Genomic DNA, 20,917 nt, shown 5'->3' on the forward strand with positions numbered 1-20,917 from the left:
ATGAACTTCCAACCCTGCGAAGTTCGGTGGAAATCACATTCAGGGTTGGGGCAGAAGGGCGGCTTGCGACAGGCCGGGAGTTCGCGCATTCCCGGTCACTACGCACACCCCGTGCCAGGTACATTCTTCGGACCACAACTCATTGCTCACCCCGTCTGAACCGACTGCTGCCGATCCGTCGGATTGGTATCGCGGGCCATCGAAGCAGCCGGAATCCCGACCGTTACCCTCAATATGATCTGGCCATTTCAACGCGTCGTCGGAATGCCGCGGGTGGCGGTGATCGAACACCCGTTCGGGCGTCCCTACGGAGATGTGGGGGATTCGAGCGGGCAGACGGCGGTCCTCGAAGCGGCGCTTTCGCTTTTTGAAAGCGCAAAGACGCCCGGGCAAATCGAGCACCTTCCCTTTGTCTGGCCTGAGGATCCCAAGGATACGAAGTGGCACCCCGCCGAGCCCTCGCCAATCAACGCATTGATGAAATCGCGCCGGTGTTGATCGTTACCGAACGGGTCTGATCGGGACAGATCGGGAGAACTACGCGGATTGCCGGGACCCGAGCCTGGATCGGTTTCCTACTTGCCTACACGTCCGAACTTCGGCGGGCGGCGCTTCACGAAACTCTGCACGCCTTCCTTGAAATCCGGTTGCTTGAGAGTCTGTTCCATCAGCCGATTGGCCTCGCGCATGGCGTCGCCAAGGGGTTGCATCAATGCCTGGTAGACCTGCTGCTTCATGATGCGAAGCGAAGTAGGCGAACAGTTTGCGGCCAGTTCTCGCACGTACTCTCGGGCGGCCTCGGCGACGTCTCCTTCGACCACGCGATTGACCAGTCCGAGTTGCAGCGCTTCCTGCGCGTCTACCTTGCGGGGATGCCAGAGCAGATCGAGTGCTCGTGAAGGACCCAGGAGGCGAGGCAGAATCCAGCTCGAACCGTGTTCAGCGATCAGTCCGCGTTGCGAGAACGAGGTGCGGAACACGGCAGTTTGCGCTGCGAATCTCAGGTCGCAGAGGCACGCGATGACCAGGCCCAGGCCCGCCGCGGGTCCGTTGATCGCGGCGATTAGCGGTTTTCGGATCGAAAGCAGATAGCCGAAGGTCACCTGGAAGTCGGGACCCATCTCGGGGTCGCCGGGATGCGCTTTCAGGGCGGGATCGTCTTGCGGGCGGTTCAACTCCTGATCACCGGCCAGAGCGTCCATGTCCATGCCTGCGCTAAATCCACGGCCTTCGCCGGTGAGCACGATCCCGACCACGTCTGCATCATCTTCCGCTCGTGCGATCGCGTGGCGGATTTCGGCCAGCAGGCGGCTGGTCAGCGCGTTGAGGCGATCCGGACGATTCAAGGTGATCGTCGCGACCGGCTCTTCTACCTCGTAGCGGATTTCCTGGTACATGCGTGGCCTCCTCGCTTCCGCGATTATCTCACGGCTGCGAGGACGTTTCCCAGTTGGTGCACCCAGGCCGTGGCCGGGCGGCCTGGAGGTCGCGTCCGGCGCTGGCTCGCGCGCAGGGAAAGGGCGCTCAGAGTCCCGCGTCTGCGAAGCCGCGGTGCATGCGATCGTCCGACGCTTTCCTCGCTCGGGTCGGCTTCGAGATAGCCGGTGTGAAACGGAAACTCTGCAGGGTCTGCCCGACTGTCATGCCGGAGACGCGCTCTGGATTCTCGCGAATCCGGCCGTGGTGAATCAATACGATTGAATCCCGCAACTCTTCCGGCAGTTCCCGGAGATCTTCGATGTGTGTGTGAACTGTGGTCTGGAAGTGCGGATCGAAACTGCACTCGTGGAACAGCAGATCGCCGCGTTCCGCATCGAAGTCGTCGAACAGCCGACTGTCGCGACTGAAGGTCGTATCACCACTCCAGCGGATTACCGGGCCTGTGCCGCGTTCGGGATCGAGTTCGAGAGTCAGGCCGCAAGCGGGGAAATCGGGGAGGTGGGGTACCGGGAACATGCTCAGATGCAGACGTCCTTCCGCCAGCTTCGCTCCTGCCTCACCGATCGGATGGGCTTCAAAGTAGTCCTTGATCGTGGCGGTGCGCGACTCGTTCTGCCCGACCTTGATCCGGCCCATCTTTCCTTCGAGGCTGGCCCAGGCAGCGTGAAGTACCGCCGAACTCGAGTACAGAGCACCGGTTCGTGGGCACTGAAAACAGCCCCGGTAGCCGAAGTTCTCGAGGCCGTTCATGTGGTCGCCATGCGTGTGGGTGAGCAGAACCCCATCCACATCGTCGTAGGTCAATCCCAGCCGATCGAGTTGTCGCCCACAGGTGCTTCCGCAGTCGATCAAGTAGCGATACAGGACGCGGGCGTCCTCGACGATTTCGATCAGGGCGCCCGTATTGGCGATCCCGAGGTCGGCATCGAACGCGGCTCCAATGCCCAGGAGCGTGAGCTTGAGTTGCCAGTCTCCCGGATTCGAGGGTTCATTCGACGCCATACGGGTTCCTTCTCCGCGGTCTTCTTCTCGGGACCGCTGCTCGGCCATCGCCGGGCAATCACCGGGCAATCGCCGTAGCGGAATTTTCGACCTCTTTCCGGGTTCCAGGCTGTGAACTGGTTCACAGTTGGAGGATTCCAGGGCGATTTTCCCGCAATTGCGTCCATGCCAAAAACCCATTCCCGCCATATTGCCCAGATCGGCCCGTCTAGGAGGCCGTCGGGTTGCTCCTGGGCCGGGATCTTCAGATCAGGCGGGTGTTCTCCGGTTCGTCGATGACCGGGTTCTCGAGTGCTCCGATTCCCTCGATCTCCACACGGCAGACATCGCCGGGCTTCAGCCAGGCCGGCGGCTGCATGTAGTGTGCGACGCCTCCCGGTGTTCCGGTGAAGATCAGATCCCCCGGTTCCAGCGTGAAGGCAGTGCTGAGATGCTCGATGATTGCCTCGGCATCGAAGACCAGTTCCCGGGTATTCGACTCTTGCCGCAACTCGCCGTTGACCCAACAACGAATATCGTAGGCGGAAGCTGCGCCGATCTCTTCGTGGGTGACGATTGCAGGTCCGATCGGCGCGTGGGTATCGAAGGATTTGCCCATCGTCATGGTCTGAACGCGGTCTTGCCAGTCGCGCACACTCACGTCGTTGCCGATCGTGTAACCGGCGATCACTTCGTGCGCGCGATTGCCAGGTACGTGACGGCAGCGGCGGCCGATCACGATGACCAGTTCGGCTTCGTAGTCCAGTTGTTCGGAAACCTTCGGTCGGTGAATCGCCTGGCCCGGCCCGATGATCGCAGTCGATTGCTTGTTGAACACGAGGGGAACCTTCGGAGTGTCGCGTCCTGTCTCCGCAATATGATCCGCATAGTTGAGCCCGACAGCCAGGATCTTCGGGGGGCGCTGAATCGGAGCTTCCAGTTCGATCTCACCGAGAGCCAGTGTCGGCCCAGAAGCGTTGCTGGCCGTTTGCAAAGCTGTCTCGCCAGCCGCAAATAGAGCGCTCATCTCGCTGGGCAACGCGGGCGCGGCGGCCGAGAGATCGACAATCTCGTCGCCGCGCTGAACTCCGATCCGAGTGCGGCCGGAATGTGTGAACGTCACGAGTCTCATGGGAACTCCAGAAGATCTGATGGGGTAGGGTTGGCGCGCTGCAGGAGGATGCCCGCGGGCAGTATACTCACGCCATGTCGAATACAGCGCCTCCTCCGCCTCTGCCTTCGGGAATTGTTGCATTCGTAAAGCGGGACTGTCCTACTTGTGAGCTGGTCGTACCCGTCCTTACTCAACTTGCGGCCAAGACGCAGCTCACGGTCTACACACAAGACGATCCCGCCTTTCCCGAAGGTGTGAACGCGAGCGACGACACATCTCTCGCGATGTCCTGGCATCACCGGATCGAGGCGGTGCCCACGATTGTTCGGGTCGAGGACGGAGTGGAGACGGAACGCCGGCTCGGCTGGCATCGCGGTGAGTGGCAGGAGCTTACGGGGGTATCGGATCTGGGAGCCGGATTGCCCGCAGAGCGACCCGGCTGCGGCTCTCTCTCCGTGGATCCGGATATCGAGGTCGAGTTGCGCGTCCGCTTCGCGGGTTCGAGCCTGCGGGCGCGACGAGTCGAGATTGCGGACCTCGAAGATGAAATGGAAGCGGTCTTCGCGCGGGGCTGGAGTGACGGGCTGCCGGTCGTTCTTCCGACAGAGAAACGAGTGTTCTCGATGCTGGAGGGAACGACGCGCGCACCCGATGAGATCGTCGCGGTCGTCCCTCCCGACCTGGTCGAGTGTACGGTCGAGAAAGTCGCGATCAACGCGGTGATGGCGGGGTGCAAGCCGGAGTACCTGCCGGTGGTTCTGGCTGCGCTCGAAGCTGTGTGCAACGACCAGTTCAATATGCACGGTGTGCTGGCCACGACCATGGGAGTGGGGCCGATCGTCGTGGTGAACGGTCCGATTCGCCGTGCGATCGGCATGAACTCGGATGAGAACGTTCTAGGGCAGGGCAATCGCGCAAATTCCACGATCGGTCGTGCGTTGCAACTGGTGATTCGCAATCTGGGTGGCGGTCGTCCGGGAGAGGTCGATCGTGCGACCTATGGAAATCCGGGGAAGCTCGGCTTCTGCTTCGCGGAGGCTGAAGAGACGTCTCCATGGCAACCGCTTTCAACGGATTTCGGCTTCGAAGTGGGTGAGAGCACCGTGACCGTGTTCGCAGGAGAAGGGCCGCGTAACGTGGTCGATCAGCTCTCGCGCGACCCGGAATCACTCGCGCGAACCCTCGCGGTCAATTTGCGAACGGTCCAGCATCCGAAGCTCGTCATGGCGTTCGACTGTATGTTGGTCATCGGTCCCGAACACGCGCGTGTTTTCAAACAGGCGGGCTGGAGCAAGAAGGACCTTCAGGCGAAGCTCCAGGAATTGCTGATGATCCCGGGTGAGGAACTGGTACGCGGAGCGGGAGGAATTGCAGAAGGTCTGCCCGAGTCCGTTCGCCCGGCGACGCTGCCGAAACTGCGCCCGGGTGGGCTCTTGATCGTTCACGCAGGTGGGGGTGCGGGTCTGTTCTCCGCCATCATAGGTGGCTGGGTGAACGGAGAGATGGGAAGTCAGCCCGTTTCCCGAAAGATCTAGGCGGCTGGCTCAGCGCGGCCGGAGCAGGACCTTCAGGATGCCGTGTTCTCGGGCGCGCTCGAAAGCGTGGACGGCGTCTTCAAGGTCGTAGCGCGAGTCGATCAAGGGGCGCGGATCGACAAGGCCTCGTTCGAGAGCTTCGATTGCGGGCGGAAACAGGCCGCAGCGCGAGCCGATGATCGTCAGTTCATCGATTACGATCCCGGCGGCCTCGACGGGCGTCGCGCCGTGGAACGTGCTCTTCAGTACCACGGTCCCGCGCGGACGAGTGCGCTCGATCGCAAGCTGCAAACCGGCGGCAACGCCCGTTGCCTCAACGGTGACATCGAATTCTCCATCGGGTACCGAGTTCGCTGCCCATGTGTGCGCTCCGACTCGCTTTGCGAACTGCAGTTTTTCGGGGTGGTGACCCGCTGCATGCAACTCGCAACCGGTTTGAGCCAGCACCATCGAGATCAGCAGGCCGAGCTTGCCGTCGCCCAGAACCAGTACCCGATCCCGTTCCGTGATCTCGACTTGTTCCAGGATCTCGAAAGCGGCTGCGAGGGGTTCGATGAAGACGGCGCAGTCGTCGTCGATCGCTTCGGGAACGACGAGCAGATTCCCGACAGGCACGACCACGTACTCTGCAAAACAGCCGTCTTTTCCCAGGATCCCGAGCACGCTGCGCTTTGCACAGTGGCGGGCCAGGCCCGTATTGCAGCGTTCGCAAGCTCCGCAGCCCAGATTGATCTCAGAGGTCACGCGTTGGCCCAGCCAGGATGGGTCCTGGCACTCGACCACTTCGCCGACGAACTCGTGGCCCAGCGTGCCGCGGAAGTCCATATAGCCGCGCACGATCTCGAGATCGGTGTTGCACACACCCGCGAGTCTGACGCGGACCAGTGCATCGCCGGGACCCGGAGTTGGCCTGGGGACTTCTTCGATCACCAGATCTGGGTGCATGCGAAGCGCGCGCACGGATTTGCTCCCTTCGTACTAGAGGTGCTCGAAGACGGAGTCTGTTCGCTGCGCTGGATTCGTCACCTCGAGTTCTAGATACTGCCACAGACAGAGCGCTCCACGGAGTCTGTTCTGAGCGGGAGAAGTCGGTTGATGGACAAGCTACGCGTTCACGGTGCTGAGGTTTCGTACTTCACGGGAAAGCTCGAGGGCTATCTGAGGTACAAGGAGATTCCTTACGAACTCGTCGTGCCCGATATGCGCGTGCTCGCACGCGAGACCGGGGCCGCACAGATTCCTGCGATCGAACTGGCGGACGGTCGTTGGCTGACGGATACGACGCCAATCCTTCACTGGCTGGAAACTCAGCACCCCAAGCCCGAAGTGATTCCCGCAGACCCTCTACAGGGGTTCTTCTCGAAACTGGTCGAAGACTACGCGGACGAATGGATGTGGCGACCGGCGATGCACTACCGCTGGAGTTACAAGCCCGACTCGATCCTGCTGCGCCGGCGCATTGCCGAAGAGTTGGGCGGGGGAGTCCCATTGCCCGGCTGGCTCAAGCGCTTCTTCATCTACCGGCGTCAACTCGGCTGGTACGTAAAAGGGGATGCGGTTACGCGCAAGACACGCGCCCACGTAGAATCCGTGTACCTGAAGACGCTCGCTCACCTGCAAGTGATCTTCGAGCGACGCCCGTTCATGCTCGGACGGATTCCGACCCTTGCCGACTTCGGTTTCTTCGCTTCGATGTGGAGGCACTTCGCATTGGATCCGACGGCGAGTGCGATCATGAGGCGTCGAGCACCGGCCGTCTCTGAGTGGACGGCGAGGCTTTGGAATGCGCGCGCCAGTGGCACACAGGGATCCCTCGTTCCGGGAATTCCGGAGGACTGGTCACCCCTGCTAAACGAAATTGGCTCAGCCTATCTTCCCTATCTGTGCGAGAACGCGGAGGCCTGGAAGCGCAAGCAGAAGCGTTTTGACGCCGAGATCCAGGGAGTTCCCTATCGTCGCATCCCGATGTCCCGCTACCGGGTGTGGTGTCTCGAGCGGTTGCGGGCAAACTTCCAGGGCCTGCCCTCATCCGAGAGCAATCGCGCACAGGCAATCCTCGAAGCGCACGGTTGCTGGGAGCCACTCTGGCGGGTCGCGGAAACGGCGTCGGGGATCGACCCGGAAAATCGCGCGCCCTTCGCGCGCAGCATCAGGGTGCACTACAGCGAATAGCCCGAACGGGTGATGCTTTCCGTCATACGGGATCAGCGTTGTAGGATGCTCGAGGCTCCCTTTGCGAAGTCTTCTCGGGCCTTCTCGTCCTTGAGCATGTTGGGTTGCTTGAAGGGCACTTCGACACCTCTACGGCATCCTGGCTTTTCCTTCATCGCGTCGAGCCAGCGGCGCAGGTTCGGCAGTTCGTCGATCGAAACTCCCGACCAGCGGTAAGTGCGCACCCAGCACCAGTTCGCGATGTCCGCGATCGAGTAGTCATCGCCAAGCCATTCACTCTGCCCAAGGCGTGAATCGAGCACTTCGAACAGTCGCCGAGACTCGTTCTGGTAGCGATCGATGACGGGTTGGAGTTTCTCGGGAAAGTAGCGGAAGAAGACATTGGCCTGTCCCATCATCGGGCCGATCCCACCCATCTGGAACATCAGCCATTGGATGACCCGCGCTCGCCCCTTCGCGTCCGTCGGCAGGAGTCTTCCGGCCTTTTCGGCCAGGTAGAGCATGATCGCTCCGGTCTCGAAAACCGCAAAGTCGTCCTCGTCGCGGTCGACGATTACGGGTATGCGACCGTTCGGATTGAGTTCGAGAAACGCGGCTTCTTTCTGCTGGTTCCGGGTCAGGTCGATGGCGTGGGTCTCATAGGGCATTCCCAGTTCTTCCAGGGTTACCGAAGCCTTGTGGCCGTTTGGAGTGGGCGAGGTGTAGAGATCGATCACGATGTCCTCCGCGTGCTGATTGCAGCGGGCGATAGTGGCACAAGCTTCGCTCTCAGGTGCTCGGCGGCGAATTCGCGATACTGGTTCCCGAGGGTTGGTGGCTTTTCTCGAGTGCTGCTTTCAATGTCTCGAGGATGCGCTGATTCGCCTGCTCGGTGCGAAATGCCGTGTCTGCGCGTTCCCAGGCCTGGCGACCCATGGCGAGTCGCAGGTCCGGATCGTTGGCCAGTGTCGCGATGCGTTCTGCCATCGTTTCGACATCGTGCTCGTCGACCAGGAATCCGGTTTCTCCGTCGATCACGCTATCGCTGATGCCTTCGTGGCGCGTAGCGACGACCGGCACTGCGGCCGCAGCGGCTTCCATTACCGCCACTGGACTGCCCTCGCGATCTCCGTTTGAAGCGACGACCGAATGTTGCAGGAACACGTCTCCATCGCGCATGAAACTCAAGACTTTGTCGTGGGGCTGAGCGCCGTGAGCGAATACCCACTGGCCGAGTTCCTGTTCCGCAATCATACGCTCCACGTCTTCGAATAACGGGCCATCGCCGATCAAGTCGAGTCGCAACGGGGGCTGCGTTTGTGCTTTGGCAAGGACGGCGGATTCAATGCAGCGAAGGGGTGTTTCTTCTCCGTCATACGACCGACGACGAGCAGGCGACATGATTGAGTGTCTGCGTGGCGTTGTGGCAGTTCATCGGGAACGCTGACACCGCAAGCGTTGACTTCGAAGTGGACGTTTTTCACCAGTTCAGAGAGTCGACGGCGCATGGCCTGGCTCACGACGAGAATTCCGTGAGCTGCCGAGAGTATGTGTTTCAAACTTTCGCGGTAGGTGTCGTTGCGGAGCGCAGCGGATGCGTCGACGCCGTGAAACTGGATCACAAACGGAACACCTGAAGATCGAATTGCCGGGAAGGCCCATGAGGCGATCGTGCCGAATTGCACAAAGATCACGTCGGGTTCGAAGGTGCGAATCTGCTCGAGGAGACGATCCTGCACATCGGGTGCCCAGGAGGCTTCGCATCCGGGGACGCGACGTTGCTCTCTCCAGCGCGCCTTCAATCGCGGTGCATTCCAGAAACCACGCGATGGTGGATCAGGTGCAAGTTCCACGACAGGTGGCAGGCCCTCGAATCGGTCCAGCAAATCGGAATCGATCTGTGTCGCCGCAATTCCCACTAGTCGATCCCCGAGTCCGCGGGCGTGCTCGATCACGAAGGTTTCGGAGAGCACTGGAAAGCGCGGGCAGAGCATCAGTACTCGCATCGAAGCTCTCGACGTCTGATTGGAATACTCAAGCGATTTCCGTTCGCTGACCTGCGCCAGACGTTCACCTGTTCAGGCCCAGCGCCGCGAGCCAGCCACTTTCGTGTAACGCAATCGCCAATCCAGCGGTTGTTGCAGCCATGGCGAAATAGCGCAGTTCGCGGGCGATGGACAGCACGCCGTGGCGACGAAGACCCGTGAAAACGACCAGGAGCGAAAGGACTCCGTAGGTGCCGATCACCCAGACGACCCATTCCAGGCCTCCTCCGGCCATCGCCGGCGCGGACAGGGCGAGAATCCAGAACGCCTGCGATAGTGTGCTGAAGAACATGTAGCGCGGCTGGCCAAGCGCAGTCAGGCCGAACTGGGCCGGCCCTGTGGCTACACCGATCAGGATTCGCAGCGCCAGGATGCGCGTCATCCAGCCGGCATCGCTCCAGCGCTCGTCCCATCCCAGATGGATGAGTTCCGGACCGGCTGCGATGAACACGAACGCCATCGGAAGTACCAGGCACTCGATTCGGAATCGAGTGCGGTAGTAGATCTCGCTCATCCGCCGGGGTTCGTCGCGGTGGACCCTGCTGAAGACGGGTAACAGGACTCGGTGTTGAAGTATCGAAACGAAACGGAGCGGCGCATCGACCAGGAAGTAGGCCAGATTGTAGATGCCCAGCGTTGCAAAAGAGACCAGACTGGCGAGGAGTAGCCGGTCACCTTGCTGGGCGAGAAAGTTCGTCGCGGTCGTGAAGAAGATCCACTTGCCGAAACCCAGTAACTCCCGAACTGCACCCGGGTCCCAGTGAAAGCGATTCCTCTGTCCGGGAAGTACCAGGTGAGTGAGCAATGCCTTGAGCGCAGCCGCCGACAGTGCACCCGCGACCAGGGCCCAGACCGTGGGGGATTGCACGGCCCAGGTGATCATCACGATCACGCTCAGAAGCTGGCAGCCCACCTCGATCAGTGTGATTTGGGTCGGCGACAGGTTGCGGTGTTGCGTAAAAACACGGGTCGAGTTCAGGCCAGCGAACAGCGGACCGAGGGAGGCGACAGCGAGCAGGCCGGCGAGTTCCGGAGTCTTGTAGAGGTGGGCAAAGGGCTGGGCCAGGGCGCTCGCGAGCAGCCACAACACGATCCCGCGCATGACCTGTGCGGTCCAGAGCGTGTCGAGGAAATGTGGATCCTCACCTCTGCGACTCTGGATTACGCTCGGGCCAATGCCCAGGTCGGACAGCTTCTGCAGGCCTTCCAGCCACACGAAGACGATCGCCATCAACCCGAACGCCTCCGGGAAGAGCAACCGTGTCAGGACCAGGTTGCTGCCGAGGCGAATCAGTTGTGACGTACCCAGGCCACCGATCGACCAGATCGAGGCGCGCACGGCCAGCGCCTTCAATCCGGAGTCGCTTGCCTCGTTGTCTGCGCTTCCTTCCTGGCTCACCCGTCTCCCCAACCGGAACTCGAACACGCGCAATCCGATCCACCGTTCAGGGAGAATGCCACCCTCATCGTCCAGGGAAAGGGGGGCGTCGGTTCAGAGTTACGTGGGTTGCGAAAGCCCCGCCAGTCTGGCTCAGATGCGCGCGATCGCGACGCTTCGTCCGGGGATTTCGGAGTTGGCCAGGGATCGCCTGGATCTGCCAGAATGGGCACAGCAACCACCTGGACCTCGCGGAGGAAGAAGATGTTGGAGCTGTATCACAACGGACTTTCGAGCTGCTCTCAGAAGGTGAGGCTCGTTCTCGCAGAAAAGGGGCTGGACTGGGAGGCCCACGACGTGGACCTGATGGCGGGCGGTCAGCACGCACCGGACTACGTGAAGCTCAATCCGAATCACGTCGTACCCACGTTGGTCCACGATGGACGCGCGATGATCGAGTCGACGCTCATCAACGAGTATCTCGAAGATGCGTTCGCCTCACCGGCCATGCGACCCGCCGATCCGGCGCTGCGTCACGAGATGCGCTTGTTCGTGAAGCGCATCGACGAAAAAGTGCATCCCGCTGCGGGTGTCCTGACCTACGGAATCGCTACCCGACCGATGTTGATGGGGCGTTCGCCGGAAGAACGCGAAGCCAGCTACGCGCAGATTCTCGATCCGGCGCGCCGCGCCGCCCGCAAGAGCGTGGTCGAAAATGGCGTGAAGGCCCCGGAGTTCGCGGGAGCCCTGGCGGCCTTCGTCGACCTGATCGACCGCATGGAAGTCGATCTGGCCAAGCACGAGTGGATCGCATCCGAAGAGTTCGGCCTGGCCGATGCCTGCGCGCTGCCGTATGTCCTGCGCCTGGACCACCTGGCCATGACGCCTCTGCTCTCGGCTTCGACTCGTCCCCGTGTCGCCTCCTGGTTCGAACGCGTACAGGCGCGAGACTCCTACGCGAAGGCCGTAACGGCTTTCCTGCCCGAGCCGATTGTTGCCATGTTCAAGAAAAACGGTGCGGCCGTCTGGCCAGACGTCGAGGCGTTGTTGCCGAAACGCAGCTGACCCAGACGGACTCGTCGCGCATTTCTACACGCTGGAAGAGGGCGAGTTGGAAAGCAGAATTTTCAGTCGGAGGATTCGCAAGCGGATTCCCCCGTTGCTGATCGGCCTGTTCGCAGTGTGTGCTTCGATCGTAAGCGCCGCGGAGCGAGCCTTCGAGCGCACCGAAGAGCGCGAGGAATGCGCGCACTACGAACCACTGCGCCGTCCGATGTTTGGAGACCTGCACGTCCACTCGAGCTACTCGTTTGACTCCTATGTTTCTTCTCAGCGAAACGACCCTTCCGCAGCCTATCGCTACGCGAAAGGGGATCCGATCCATCTGCCCGATCTCGACGGTGAACCAACCGTGCGGATGCAGCTTCGTCGACCTCTCGACTTCGCCTCGATCACCGATCACTCCGAGTTTCTGGGCGAGATGAACACGTGCACAGAGAACCCGTGGTCCCCCGCCTATTGGACGCCGGTCTGCATGATGACTCGGAGCGACATCTTTATCGTCCAACTGCTTGCGGCCAGCCACTGGGCGGACCGGGTGTCCGAAGATGCCGATCCCAAGACGCGATCCTATGTGTGCCGCTGGTTTCCGGAGCGTTGCAACGCAGGCCTGGACACGTTCTGGTCGCGGATCCAGCGCGCAACCGAAGAGCACTACGATCGCAGCTCGGCCTGCGCGTTTACGACGTTTGTCGGCTACGAATACACGGATGCCCCGGGGCTCCAGAACCTGCACCGCAACGTCATCTTCCGAAACGAGAACGTCACCGCACGACCCGTCAGTGCCTACGACACCGGTGCGCGGAACTTCCCGCGCTTGTGGGAACTGTTGCGCGAGCGCTGCATCGATTCCGGGAATGGTTGCGATGTACTCGCAATTCCTCACAACTCCAATCTGTCGGGCGGGCTCATGTTTCCAGATCCGCGCTCTGAGAAGGAAGCGCTCGACAGGCTGTTCTTCGAACCGGTGATCGAGTTGATCCAACACAAAGCGGCCTCTGAATGTCGCTTTGATCGGCTCGAAGGTCGCGGTCTCGCGACTTCGGATGAACTCTGCACCTTCGAGCAGAACCGGACCGACAACCTGGCGTCGTTGGGTGTGTTGTTCGGTGAGATGCAGACCGAGGTTGGCCGACCGGTGTCACTCGACGAGTACGGTCGGCGCAACATGGTGCGCAACGCGCTCAAGGACGGACTTGTGCTCGGGAGGAACGGTCTCAACCCGTTCAAGATGGGGTTCATCGGCAGCACGGATACGCATAGCGCGATTCCCGGTGCGACCGACGAGCGTGACTACGTCGGTCATCTGGGTCGGCGCGACGCGGGGTATCGGAATCTGCAGGATCACCTCGAGGATAATCCCGGTGGACTCGCAGTCGTGTGGGCGGAAGAGAACTCGCGCGATTCGATCTTCGAGGGCCTGCGCCGCAAGGAGACCTACGCCACCAGCGGTACTCGGCCCACCGTGCGCTTCTTTGGCGGTTGGGATTTCGAACCGACCCTCTGCGGTGCCTTCGATCTGGTGGCGCAGGGGTATCGGCTCGGCGTTCCCATGGGGTCTGATCTTCCCGACCGACCCGAGAGCGGGAGCGCTCCGCGCTTCGTGGTCAGCGCTCAAAAGGATGCTGGCACGGGAGGGCGATCGGGCTCGGATCTCCAGCGCATCCAGATCATCAAAGGCTGGGTGGATACGGCTGGAAGGGCTCGCGAAACCGTCTACGAAGTGGCGGGCAGTGCCACTGGAGACGGGGCTGTGAACGAGCAGACGTGTGAACCGGAGGGGCGAGGCTTTGATCAGCTCTGCGCTGTTTGGAGCGATCCCGATTTCGATCCCGCACAGGCTGCGTTCTACTACGCGCGTGTACTCGAGAATCAAAGCTGTCGCTGGAGCACGCATCAGTGCATGGCCGCAGGCGTGAATCCCTTTGCGTCTGATTGCCGGGAGCGCGCGCGAGAAAAGACGCTCGAGAAACAGCAGCAGGGTGCGCGCGGTGAGGTTTTCGCCGGCTGCTGCCTGCGCGAAGAGGAAGAACCGTTCTACTCTCCGTTGATTCAGGAGCGCGCCTGGACTTCTCCGATCTGGTACGAGGCTCGTGAAAAGGCTGGCCGAGCCGACTGAACCCGGCGCGACGCCGTCAGTCTTGCGAATCCAGTCGCGCCGCAGCCACGATCTTGCATACCTGGCGTTCGAGCGTGATCTCACGGGCGAAGGAGCGCGCGCTCGTACCCATGCGCTCTAGCCTTTCGGGATCGGCCAGGAGTTCGTTGGCGGCGTGCGCCATCAAAGCGGGGTCGCCCGCCGGAATCAGTCGCCCTCGGTCTTCTTCTTCTCCCAGGATTTCAGGCAGGCCACCGACCGCGGTCGCAAGCACGGGCCGTCCGAAAGCCATGGCTTCAAATGCAGTCTTGGGAACGCCCTCCGTGTGCGACGGGATCACGAGTAGGCGAGCGCTTGCGTAGCGTGCAAAAAGCTCTTCTCCAACAGATACATGTCCGTCAAAGATCACCCTTTGCTCAAGCCCGAGTTGGCTTGCGAGTTGGCGTAGCTCCGCCTCTGATTCTCCCGAGCCCACGATCCGCAAGATGGCGGGGCGCCCGTCGACCTCGATCTTCGGCAGCGCTCGCAGCAGCACATCGACACCCTTCTCGGGAGCCAGGCGACTCACGACCAGAAGATCGGCCGCGTAGTTCGGGTGCGGGCTGACTTCCTGTTCGAGTACGCGTTCGTGGATCACGCTATCAATCAGGGGAATGGCTTCGAGTCCGAATTCGCGCAGACGGTCGACCAGTTGCTGGCCGTAGGTGAAGCAGGGAACGTTCATCTTGCGGGCGCGTTTCGCGAAAGCGCGCAACTGGGTCAGCATGACTGCGCTCGCAGCTCGCCTTACAAACGCCGGTCCCGGTGCTCGCAGACCTGCATCCCGATCGTAGTTGCCGCGCAGAACCGCGAAGGGCTTCAAATGCGGTGTGCGTGAAGCCAGTGCGAGCGCGCGGTGACTCACGGGATGCCCGAAGTTCAGCCAGACGGCGTCCAGTTGCGGAAGCGTCGCACGCAGGGCTCTTTCGATCGATCCCCAGTAACGCCACGGCTGAAGATAGAGATTGTGGATGCGCGGGTAGGGCGGGAGAGCGACGACGCGGACCCCGTCTTCCGGGACTTCGTAGGGCATGTCCTCTGCATCGATCTCCGGGAACACGCGGGCGATGAAAACCAGTTCGTCGAAGTGCTCTCGGAAACCGAGTAGGAAGTGAAGCATGGGCGTTTCCGCCCGGAAACCCGTCGGAGTCCGGAACAAGGGAGAATCCACTAGAAAACCGATCCGACGCGTCATGGAGACCGGCGAGTCTAGCAGGTTGCGGAAGAACCCTGGAGCGAGATTCGCGTCAGAGGAAGCTCAGCTCCCGTTGTCTTTCAGGCCGAGGCACTCGGTCGACTCGATACGCGTTCGTACCAGCGCTCGACGTTTGAATGTGACGCCTCGGGTTTGAGCCCGTTCAGTTGCCCTGCGAAATCGAAAGTCGTGAGGGCCACGATGTCGGCCATGGTGTACGCGGGACCGGCGATATACGCACGAGTGGCCAGCTGGTCATTGAGGAAGCCGAAGTAGCGCCGCACGATTTCTCGGTTCTGTTCCGCGACCTCCTCGATCTGTTTCGAAACGATCTTGGCGGTCATCGGGCTGCCGTGGACCCAGACCAGGCTGAGCGGATTCATGAAATTGAACTCGATGCGCCGCAGCCACATGTCGATTCTGGCCCGATCGACAGGGTCGAGCCCGAAAAGAGTCGGGTCGGGATGCAAGGCCTCGAGGTAGCGGCAGATCGACAGGGACTCGGCGATATGAGTGCCGTCGTCGAGTTCGAGTACCGGTACCCCGCCCATCACGTTCACCTTTTCGATGAATTCGGGCCGGCGGTTTTCCCGTTTCACGATATCGACCTGCTCAAAGGGCACGTCGATGTCCTTCTCGGCCAGATAGATGTGCACGCGTCGCGGGTTCGGGGCCCCCGAATAGGTATAGAGCTTCATGGGTGCGATGATAGGTGATTCAGGCCCGGTAGGTGTACCCTGACCGAGCACATCCAGCGGGGGACGAAATGGCCGAAACCGATCGCAAGACCAGTCATCGCAGCTTCGTTAGCTACATCGATCGAACTCGTGAGTTCTACGCCGCTCAGGGCTACGACCAGCCCTACCAGTGGTCGACTTATCGCGAGGTGCCTTTTGCCCCGCTGACCCGGCCGCTGTCCGAATGCCGGGTTACGCTGGTGACCACCGCCAGTCCTTTTCGCAACCAGAAGGCGCAGGATGGCGTTTTGCGGGGCGCGAAGGCTGTCTGGTCGGGAGCGACCGATGCGCCACCCGACAAGCTGTTCACCGATGATCTGGCCTGGGACAAGGAGACGACGCACACCGACGATGTTGAGTCCTTCCTTCCCATCCAGCAATTACATGCGGCGGCTGCGCGTGGGCGAATCGCCGGGGCCACCGAACACTTCCACGGCGTGCCGACCGATTACAGTCAGCGGCGTACGATCGAGCAGGATGCCCCGGAGATCCTGAAGCGCTGTCGAGAAGACGGGGCGGACGTCGCACTTCTGGTACCGCTCTGACCTGTCTGCCACCAGACGGTCAGTCTGGTCGCCCGTCATCTGGAAGCGAACGGAATTCCGACCGTAGTCGTGGGCTCCGCGCGCGACATTGTCGAAGAGTGCGGGGTGGCCCGCTTCCTGTTCAGCGACTTCCCTCTGGGAAACCCCTGCGGTGTGCCCTACGACCGCGAGATGCAGCAGTCCATGGTCGCTCATGCCCTGGATCTGCTCGAGAGTGCTCGACTGCCTCGTACAACGGTCCAGGCGCCCGTCCGCTTCGGCAGCGACGAGGACTGGAAGGCGCGCTACGCGCGAATCGACGCTTCCAACCGCGAGCAATTGCGCGCCATGGGCGACCGCAGGCGCGCCCGCCAGGGACAGGCGAAGAGTGAGGGGCGCGCGAGAGAGAGTTGAGGCGCGATCAGGCCTCTAGAATCTGCCGGTAGAAACCAGAGAACGCTTCGCCAGAGCCGTCGAGTAGGACTCCGAAACCGCCGAACACCGCTTCCGGTGCTCGTCTTCCCGCGTCCTGTCGGGTCGTCCAGCGTACGGAACCGGAGATGCATACGGCACGACCGCGGAGGTCCGTGAAGGTGACGACGACAGCTTCATCGGGTGCGGGTAAGTGGTTCGCGGTCACGAACAGTCCCTCGCGACTCACGTTGCGAATGCAGCCAATCCTGCGGCCGGTGGGCGTTTCGAAGGATGCGGCGATACGCCCCACATCGCGGCGAATCGGAGCGGCATCCTGACTTTCGAGTTCCGTCACTGGGGGGTGTATCGACCGCTACAGAGTGGGCCTTTACGAGAGGTGCCGCGAGGGTGTGCGTCGATGGGGATCAGCGGATGGCCACGGGATTGATCACCATCTGCACGGCTCCGACAAAGCGCGGTTGCCCCAGTACGAACAGGAATTCCCAGGCGCGATCGGCGAGCAACTGCTCGGTGCGGATGTTCTCGAGGATGTAGACACCGTTTTTCGCCAACAGGATCTGGTGTACGGGAAACACGCGTTCTTCAGACTCGCCGGGAGACACGTCCAGGCCCCAGGTGTCGGCGCCGACTGCGACCACGTTCTTGGCAGCGAGATATTCCGCGCCCTTTTCTCCAAGTCCGGGTTCGCCCGCCAGAAAGCGCTCGGGATCCGTCTTCGCCAGCGCCTGCCAGCCCGTGTTCAGGATGACCACGTCGCCCTTGCGCAACTCCACGCCCTGCTTCTGCGCCGCTCCTGTGATTTCGGCCACGTTGATCGCGCGGCCCGCTTCGAGTCGTGTTTTTCCCAGGAATCCAGCGATGTCGAGCAGAACGCCCCGCGTTACGATCGGTGGCAACTCGTGTGTGCCGAACTTGATCAATCCGTCGGGACGCCAGAACTCGGAGATGTGTACGCCGTTGTAGTAGCGGTGATCGATTCCCAGGTGGCCGAGTCCGTCGATCTGGGTGCCGATGCCCAACCAGGTGAGCATCCAGTCATCGTTGAAGGTTCCCTTGTTCGCCCCTGAAGAAGCGCCGGATCCGTCGCCGGCGGCGACCGCGAAAAGTTCGAATGAACGGCTGCCGAAGGCGGGCGTATCGCGGCCGGTTTCTACCCCCAGAGCGTAGGTCTTGCCGGTCTTGACCAGCTTGGCCGCAGCGAGCACACCTTCCGGCGAGAGATTGTTGATCGCTCCCAGGGTGTCATCCGCGCCGTATCTGGACGGGTACCAGGAGTCTTCTGCGAGGCTCGATCCGGGCCAGTTGCAGGCTGCGACGAGGACGAGAGCGGGGAAAATGCGCTTCATGATTCATCCTTCGCTCCGGCCGATACCGGTGTTCGGCAAGCTTCTCACGCCCCCCTTGAGAAATCCCGTCGAGGCTGACAAGATCGCCTCAGACGGACTCCCCCGGCGCACCTCCGCGAGCCCTGGGGCCGGTCCCATTTTCGCCGTATCTACGGTAGGATAGAAGGACAGAGAGCAAATTTATGTCTGTTACCAGCAAGATCCCCAGCGGGGTGGAACTGCGAAAGCTCCTCTCGAGTCGAAGCATCGAGCGCGTCGTCATCCTGGGTGCCAACGGAACGATGGGCTACGGCAGCGGCGCCCTGTTCACTCAAGCCGTACCGCACGTCACCTTTCTGGCGCGCAGCAAGGCCAAAGCGGACGAGGGACTCGCGGAGGCCATCAGCCAGGTGCGCTCGCCCACGGTGGCCTCGCGCGTGGAGACCGGCGATTACGACAGCGATCTGGATGCGGCCGTCTCCAAGGCCGATCTGATCTTCGAAGCTCTGACCGAGGACTTTGCGATCAAGAAGCAGATGTTCGACCGGGTCGAAAAGGTGCGCCGCGATGACTCGATCATCGCCACCGTGACTTCGGGACTGTCGATCAACGAACTCTGCGAAGGCCGAAACGATTCCTTCCGCAGAAATTTCCTCGGACTGCACTTCTTCAATCCACCCAACGTCATCGTGGGTACGGAACTGATCGCGGGAAGCGATACAGATCCCGCCCTGGTCGACTTCATCGATGCCTTCGCGCGCTTGCGACTGGGTCGCGAGATGATCCGCACGTCCGACACACCGGCCTTTGCGGGCAATCGCGTCGGTTTCAAGGTACTCAACGAGGCCGCGCAACTGGCCGAGCAGATCAGTCCGTTGCTGGTCGACAAGATCGTCGGTCCTTACACGGGCCGGGCGATGACGCCGCTGGCCACCATCGATCTGGTGGGCTGGGACATTCATCGCGCGATCGTCGACAACGTATTCGAGAAGACCGACGACGAAGCTCACGCAACGCTCGAACTGCCCGCCTACATGGCCAAGCTCATGGAGCAGGGAGTTCTGGGCAACAAGACGGGTGGAGGCTTCTTCAAGAAAGACGGCAAGACGCGCCTGGTGCTCGATCCAGCCACGGGAAACTACCAGGCCGAGGCCGACGTCAAACTACCGAAGATGGAGTACGTCGATGACATCGCCCATCTCTACGGGCAGGCGCGTTATCGGGAGGGCATGCAGCTCTTTCTGGGCGCCGAAGGCGACGAGGCAGAGCTCGCACGCAAGGTGATCGCGGGTTATGTCAGCTACGCCTTCCACCGGGTCGGCGAAGCCACCGAGACCCTCGATGGCATCGACCGGATCATGGGTACGGGTTTCAACTGGGCGCCGCCGGGTGTGCTGGTCGACACCATGGGCGCACGCGCGGCCGTGAACATGATCGAAAAGGCCGGATTGCCGGTGCCCGACGCTCTGACCGAAGCGGTCAAGAACGGCCGGGAAGACGGTTTCTTCGACGCTCCTCACATCAACACTGGCAAGTTCTTCGTCGCGGGCTGAGCCCGCGCCTTCAAGTTTCTTCAGGAGGATTCCCCAAAATGGCAGCGACTCCAGAGGTCTACGTACTCGGTGGCTATCAGACGGATTTCGCGCGCAACTGGACCAAGGAGCAGAAGCACTTCTCCGCGCTCATGCGCGAGAGCGTGCTCGGTGGGCTGCAGAGTTGCGAGATCGCTCCGGAAGAAGTCCAGAGCGCACATGTGGGCAACTTCGCCGCTGAGCTCTACTGCATGCAGGGCCATCTGGGGGCGTTCTTCACGGAAGTCGATCCCGCTTTCTCCGGACTTCCGACCAGTCGCCACGAAGCGGCCTGTGCTTCGGGTAGCATCGCTCTCCTGGCTGCGTCCGCCGAGATCGAGGCGGGTCGTTACGACCTGCAGGCGGTTGTCGGCATCGAACAGATGAAGACGGTTTCGGCCTCCGAGGGAGGGGCCTTCCTGGGTACCGCTGCCTGGTACGCAGAAGAAGCCGACGGCATCGAGTTTCCGTTCCCGAAGCTCTTCGGCCGCCTCGGCGACGAATACGACGCGCGCTACGGACTCAAGGACGAGCATCTGGCGGAGCTGTCCAAGATCAACTACGCGAACGCCAAGCTGAATCCGAACGCCCAGACGCGCACCTGGTACATGAACAAGGAGCACGCGCTGTGTCGAACTGACGACAACGCGGCGGTTGGCGGTCGCATCCGCATCGCGGATTGCTCACAGGTCACCGACGGCGCGGTTTGCGTCTTCCTGGCCTCTCGCGAATACGCCGAGCGCTACGCCAAGGGTCGGGGTCTGAAGCTCTCCCAGATCCCACGCATCAAGGGCTGGGGCCACAACACAGCGCGCCTGCGTTTCAGCGACAAGGTCGCCGAGAGTCGGGGCAACGAATTCGTTCTGCCGCATGTGCGCAGCACCGTGGTTTCGGCCATGGAGCGCGCCGGTATTGCGGATGTGAATGGCATCGATGGCATCGAGACGCACGATTGCTTCACGACTTCGGAGTACATGGCGATCGATCACTTCGGCATCACCAAGCCCGGTGAAAGCTGGAAGGCGATCGAAGCGGGCTGGCTGGAGATCGACGGCAAGCATCCGATCAATCCCAGCGGCGGACTGATTGGCGCGGGCCACCCCGTGGGCGCAACCGGGACTCGTCAGTTGCTCGATGCCTATCTGCAGGTGACCGGTCAGGCCGGCGCCTACCAGGTAGAGGGAGCCAAGAACTTCCAGACCCTGAACATCGGCGGGAGTGGCACCACGAGTTGTAGTTTCGTCGTCGGGGTGTAGTGCGCGGGAACCCGTTTTCGAAATTCGCAGCGGG

Annotated in this window: 21 protein-coding genes; 9 read left to right on the plus strand and 12 right to left on the minus strand. The window is 61.6% G+C overall.

Features of this window, described 5'->3' with window-relative positions; all coding sequences use genetic code 11:
* The first annotated feature begins 183 nt into the window (after positions 1-183).
* Positions 184-498 carry a hypothetical protein gene (locus tag GY725_00995; protein MCP4002746.1) on the plus strand — a complete coding sequence of 105 codons (315 nt, stop codon included), beginning with the start codon at positions 184-186 and terminating at the stop codon, positions 496-498.
* Positions 499-575: 77 nt separating this feature from the next.
* Here GY725_00995 and GY725_01000 read toward each other — a convergent pair whose 3' ends face one another.
* The 3 genes from GY725_01000 to GY725_01010 all read right to left on the minus strand — a co-directional run bounded on the left by GY725_01000 (position 576) and on the right by GY725_01010 (position 3,553).
* Entirely contained in the window at positions 576-1,397 is an 822-nt protein-coding gene (locus GY725_01000; GenBank protein ID MCP4002747.1) for an enoyl-CoA hydratase, read from the minus strand.
* A 127-nt stretch (positions 1,398-1,524) separates the two neighbouring features.
* The gene (locus tag GY725_01005) at positions 1,525-2,442 is read right to left on the minus strand and encodes a ribonuclease Z (GenBank protein MCP4002748.1); all 918 of its coding nucleotides are present in this window, start codon (positions 2,440-2,442) and stop codon (positions 1,525-1,527) included.
* A gap of 244 nt (positions 2,443-2,686) precedes the next feature.
* Positions 2,687-3,553: a fumarylacetoacetate hydrolase family protein gene (locus GY725_01010; GenBank protein ID MCP4002749.1), complete on the minus strand. Its 867-nt coding sequence runs from the start codon at positions 3,551-3,553 to the stop codon at positions 2,687-2,689.
* A gap of 74 nt (positions 3,554-3,627) precedes the next feature.
* Between GY725_01010 and GY725_01015 the strand changes: the two genes are divergently transcribed.
* The gene (locus GY725_01015; protein ID MCP4002750.1) at positions 3,628-5,070 is read left to right on the plus strand and encodes a thioredoxin; all 1,443 of its coding nucleotides are present in this window, start codon (positions 3,628-3,630) and stop codon (positions 5,068-5,070) included.
* A 9-nt stretch (positions 5,071-5,079) separates the two neighbouring features.
* On the opposite strand, the gene GY725_01020 is transcribed toward GY725_01015, so the two are convergent.
* Positions 5,080-6,015, minus strand: a complete 936-nt coding sequence (locus GY725_01020; GenBank protein ID MCP4002751.1) for an alcohol dehydrogenase catalytic domain-containing protein — start codon at positions 6,013-6,015, stop codon at positions 5,080-5,082.
* 150 nt (positions 6,016-6,165) lie between these two features.
* On the opposite strand from GY725_01020, the gene GY725_01025 reads away from it, so the two are divergent.
* Positions 6,166-7,242: a glutathione S-transferase family protein gene (locus GY725_01025; protein ID MCP4002752.1), complete on the plus strand. Its 1,077-nt coding sequence runs from the start codon at positions 6,166-6,168 to the stop codon at positions 7,240-7,242.
* A gap of 32 nt (positions 7,243-7,274) precedes the next feature.
* Here GY725_01025 and GY725_01030 read toward each other — a convergent pair whose 3' ends face one another.
* The 4 genes from GY725_01030 to GY725_01045 form a co-directional block, all read right to left on the minus strand.
* Positions 7,275-7,958: a glutathione S-transferase gene (locus GY725_01030; protein MCP4002753.1), complete on the minus strand. Its 684-nt coding sequence runs from the start codon at positions 7,956-7,958 to the stop codon at positions 7,275-7,277.
* 52 nt (positions 7,959-8,010) lie between these two features.
* Positions 8,011-8,622, minus strand: a complete 612-nt coding sequence (locus GY725_01035; GenBank protein ID MCP4002754.1) for a colanic acid biosynthesis glycosyltransferase WcaL — start codon at positions 8,620-8,622, stop codon at positions 8,011-8,013.
* Positions 8,511-9,227 carry a glycosyltransferase family 4 protein gene (locus tag GY725_01040; GenBank protein MCP4002755.1) on the minus strand — a complete coding sequence of 239 codons (717 nt, stop codon included), beginning with the start codon at positions 9,225-9,227 and terminating at the stop codon, positions 8,511-8,513. Before GY725_01040 ends, GY725_01035 begins: the two co-directional genes overlap by 112 nt.
* Positions 9,228-9,291: 64 nt before the next feature.
* Entirely contained in the window at positions 9,292-10,665 is a 1,374-nt protein-coding gene (locus GY725_01045; protein MCP4002756.1) for an oligosaccharide flippase family protein, read from the minus strand.
* A 243-nt stretch (positions 10,666-10,908) separates the two neighbouring features.
* Between GY725_01045 and GY725_01050 the strand changes: the two genes are divergently transcribed.
* Positions 10,909-11,709 (plus strand): glutathione S-transferase family protein, encoded by an 801-nt coding sequence (locus GY725_01050; protein MCP4002757.1) that lies wholly within the window; start codon positions 10,909-10,911, stop codon positions 11,707-11,709.
* 208 nt (positions 11,710-11,917) lie between these two features.
* Positions 11,918-13,822: a DUF3604 domain-containing protein gene (locus GY725_01055; GenBank protein ID MCP4002758.1), complete on the plus strand. Its 1,905-nt coding sequence runs from the start codon at positions 11,918-11,920 to the stop codon at positions 13,820-13,822.
* A gap of 16 nt (positions 13,823-13,838) precedes the next feature.
* On the opposite strand, the gene GY725_01060 is transcribed toward GY725_01055, so the two are convergent.
* Complete coding sequence (locus GY725_01060) at positions 13,839-14,960, minus strand: glycosyltransferase family 4 protein (GenBank protein ID MCP4002759.1); 1,122 nt, start codon at positions 14,958-14,960, stop codon at positions 13,839-13,841.
* Between the two features lie 155 nt (positions 14,961-15,115).
* Entirely contained in the window at positions 15,116-15,733 is a 618-nt protein-coding gene (locus GY725_01065; GenBank protein MCP4002760.1) for a glutathione S-transferase family protein, read from the minus strand.
* A gap of 68 nt (positions 15,734-15,801) precedes the next feature.
* Here GY725_01065 and GY725_01070 point away from each other — a divergent pair, with 68 nt between their 5' ends.
* Both GY725_01070 and GY725_01075 read left to right on the plus strand, forming a co-directional pair.
* Complete coding sequence (locus GY725_01070; GenBank protein MCP4002761.1) at positions 15,802-16,317, plus strand: hypothetical protein; 516 nt, start codon at positions 15,802-15,804, stop codon at positions 16,315-16,317.
* Between the two features lie 105 nt (positions 16,318-16,422).
* Positions 16,423-16,710: a hypothetical protein gene (locus GY725_01075; protein MCP4002762.1), complete on the plus strand. Its 288-nt coding sequence runs from the start codon at positions 16,423-16,425 to the stop codon at positions 16,708-16,710.
* Positions 16,711-16,717: 7 nt separating this feature from the next.
* Here the strand turns inward: GY725_01075 and GY725_01080 are convergent, their stop codons facing one another.
* Positions 16,718-17,065, minus strand: coding sequence for a hypothetical protein (locus GY725_01080; protein ID MCP4002763.1), 348 nt, complete (start codon positions 17,063-17,065; stop codon positions 16,718-16,720).
* A 70-nt stretch (positions 17,066-17,135) separates the two neighbouring features.
* On the minus strand, positions 17,136-18,077 hold the full coding sequence (locus tag GY725_01085) for a cyclase family protein (GenBank protein MCP4002764.1): 942 nt from the start codon (positions 18,075-18,077) through the stop codon (positions 17,136-17,138).
* A gap of 182 nt (positions 18,078-18,259) precedes the next feature.
* On the opposite strand from GY725_01085, the gene GY725_01090 reads away from it, so the two are divergent.
* On the plus strand, positions 18,260-19,609 hold the full coding sequence (locus GY725_01090) for a 3-hydroxyacyl-CoA dehydrogenase family protein (protein ID MCP4002765.1): 1,350 nt from the start codon (positions 18,260-18,262) through the stop codon (positions 19,607-19,609).
* 38 nt (positions 19,610-19,647) lie between these two features.
* The gene (locus GY725_01095) at positions 19,648-20,883 is read left to right on the plus strand and encodes a thiolase domain-containing protein (protein ID MCP4002766.1); all 1,236 of its coding nucleotides are present in this window, start codon (positions 19,648-19,650) and stop codon (positions 20,881-20,883) included.
* Positions 20,884-20,917 lie beyond the last annotated feature (34 nt).

The sequence above is a fragment of the bacterium genome (assembly GCA_024226335.1).
GTDB lineage: Bacteria > Myxococcota_A > UBA9160 > SZUA-336 > SZUA-336 > JAAELY01.

Excerpts from the sequence above, each read along its gene's own strand:
- GY725_01000 (MCP4002747.1), bottom strand. The coding sequence starts at position 1,397 with ATGTACCAGGAAATCCGCTACGAGGTAGAAGAGCCGGTCGCGACGATC.
- GY725_01005 (MCP4002748.1), bottom strand. The coding sequence starts at position 2,442 with ATGGCGTCGAATGAACCCTCGAATCCGGGAGACTGGCAACTCAAGCTC.
- GY725_01010 (MCP4002749.1), bottom strand. The coding sequence starts at position 3,553 with ATGAGACTCGTGACGTTCACACATTCCGGCCGCACTCGGATCGGAGTT.
- GY725_01015 (MCP4002750.1), top strand. The coding sequence starts at position 3,628 with ATGTCGAATACAGCGCCTCCTCCGCCTCTGCCTTCGGGAATTGTTGCA.
- GY725_01020 (MCP4002751.1), bottom strand. The coding sequence starts at position 6,015 with ATGCACCCAGATCTGGTGATCGAAGAAGTCCCCAGGCCAACTCCGGGT.
- GY725_01025 (MCP4002752.1), top strand. The coding sequence starts at position 6,166 with ATGGACAAGCTACGCGTTCACGGTGCTGAGGTTTCGTACTTCACGGGA.
- GY725_01035 (MCP4002754.1), bottom strand. The coding sequence starts at position 8,622 with ATGTCGCCTGCTCGTCGTCGGTCGTATGACGGAGAAGAAACACCCCTT.
- GY725_01040 (MCP4002755.1), bottom strand. The coding sequence starts at position 9,227 with ATGCGAGTACTGATGCTCTGCCCGCGCTTTCCAGTGCTCTCCGAAACC.
- GY725_01050 (MCP4002757.1), top strand. The coding sequence starts at position 10,909 with ATGTTGGAGCTGTATCACAACGGACTTTCGAGCTGCTCTCAGAAGGTG.
- GY725_01055 (MCP4002758.1), top strand. The coding sequence starts at position 11,918 with ATGTTTGGAGACCTGCACGTCCACTCGAGCTACTCGTTTGACTCCTAT.
- GY725_01060 (MCP4002759.1), bottom strand. The coding sequence starts at position 14,960 with ATGCTTCACTTCCTACTCGGTTTCCGAGAGCACTTCGACGAACTGGTT.
- GY725_01065 (MCP4002760.1), bottom strand. The coding sequence starts at position 15,733 with ATGAAGCTCTATACCTATTCGGGGGCCCCGAACCCGCGACGCGTGCAC.
- GY725_01070 (MCP4002761.1), top strand. The coding sequence starts at position 15,802 with ATGGCCGAAACCGATCGCAAGACCAGTCATCGCAGCTTCGTTAGCTAC.
- GY725_01085 (MCP4002764.1), bottom strand. The coding sequence starts at position 18,077 with ATGAAGCGCATTTTCCCCGCTCTCGTCCTCGTCGCAGCCTGCAACTGG.
- GY725_01090 (MCP4002765.1), top strand. The coding sequence starts at position 18,260 with ATGTCTGTTACCAGCAAGATCCCCAGCGGGGTGGAACTGCGAAAGCTC.
- GY725_01095 (MCP4002766.1), top strand. The coding sequence starts at position 19,648 with ATGGCAGCGACTCCAGAGGTCTACGTACTCGGTGGCTATCAGACGGAT.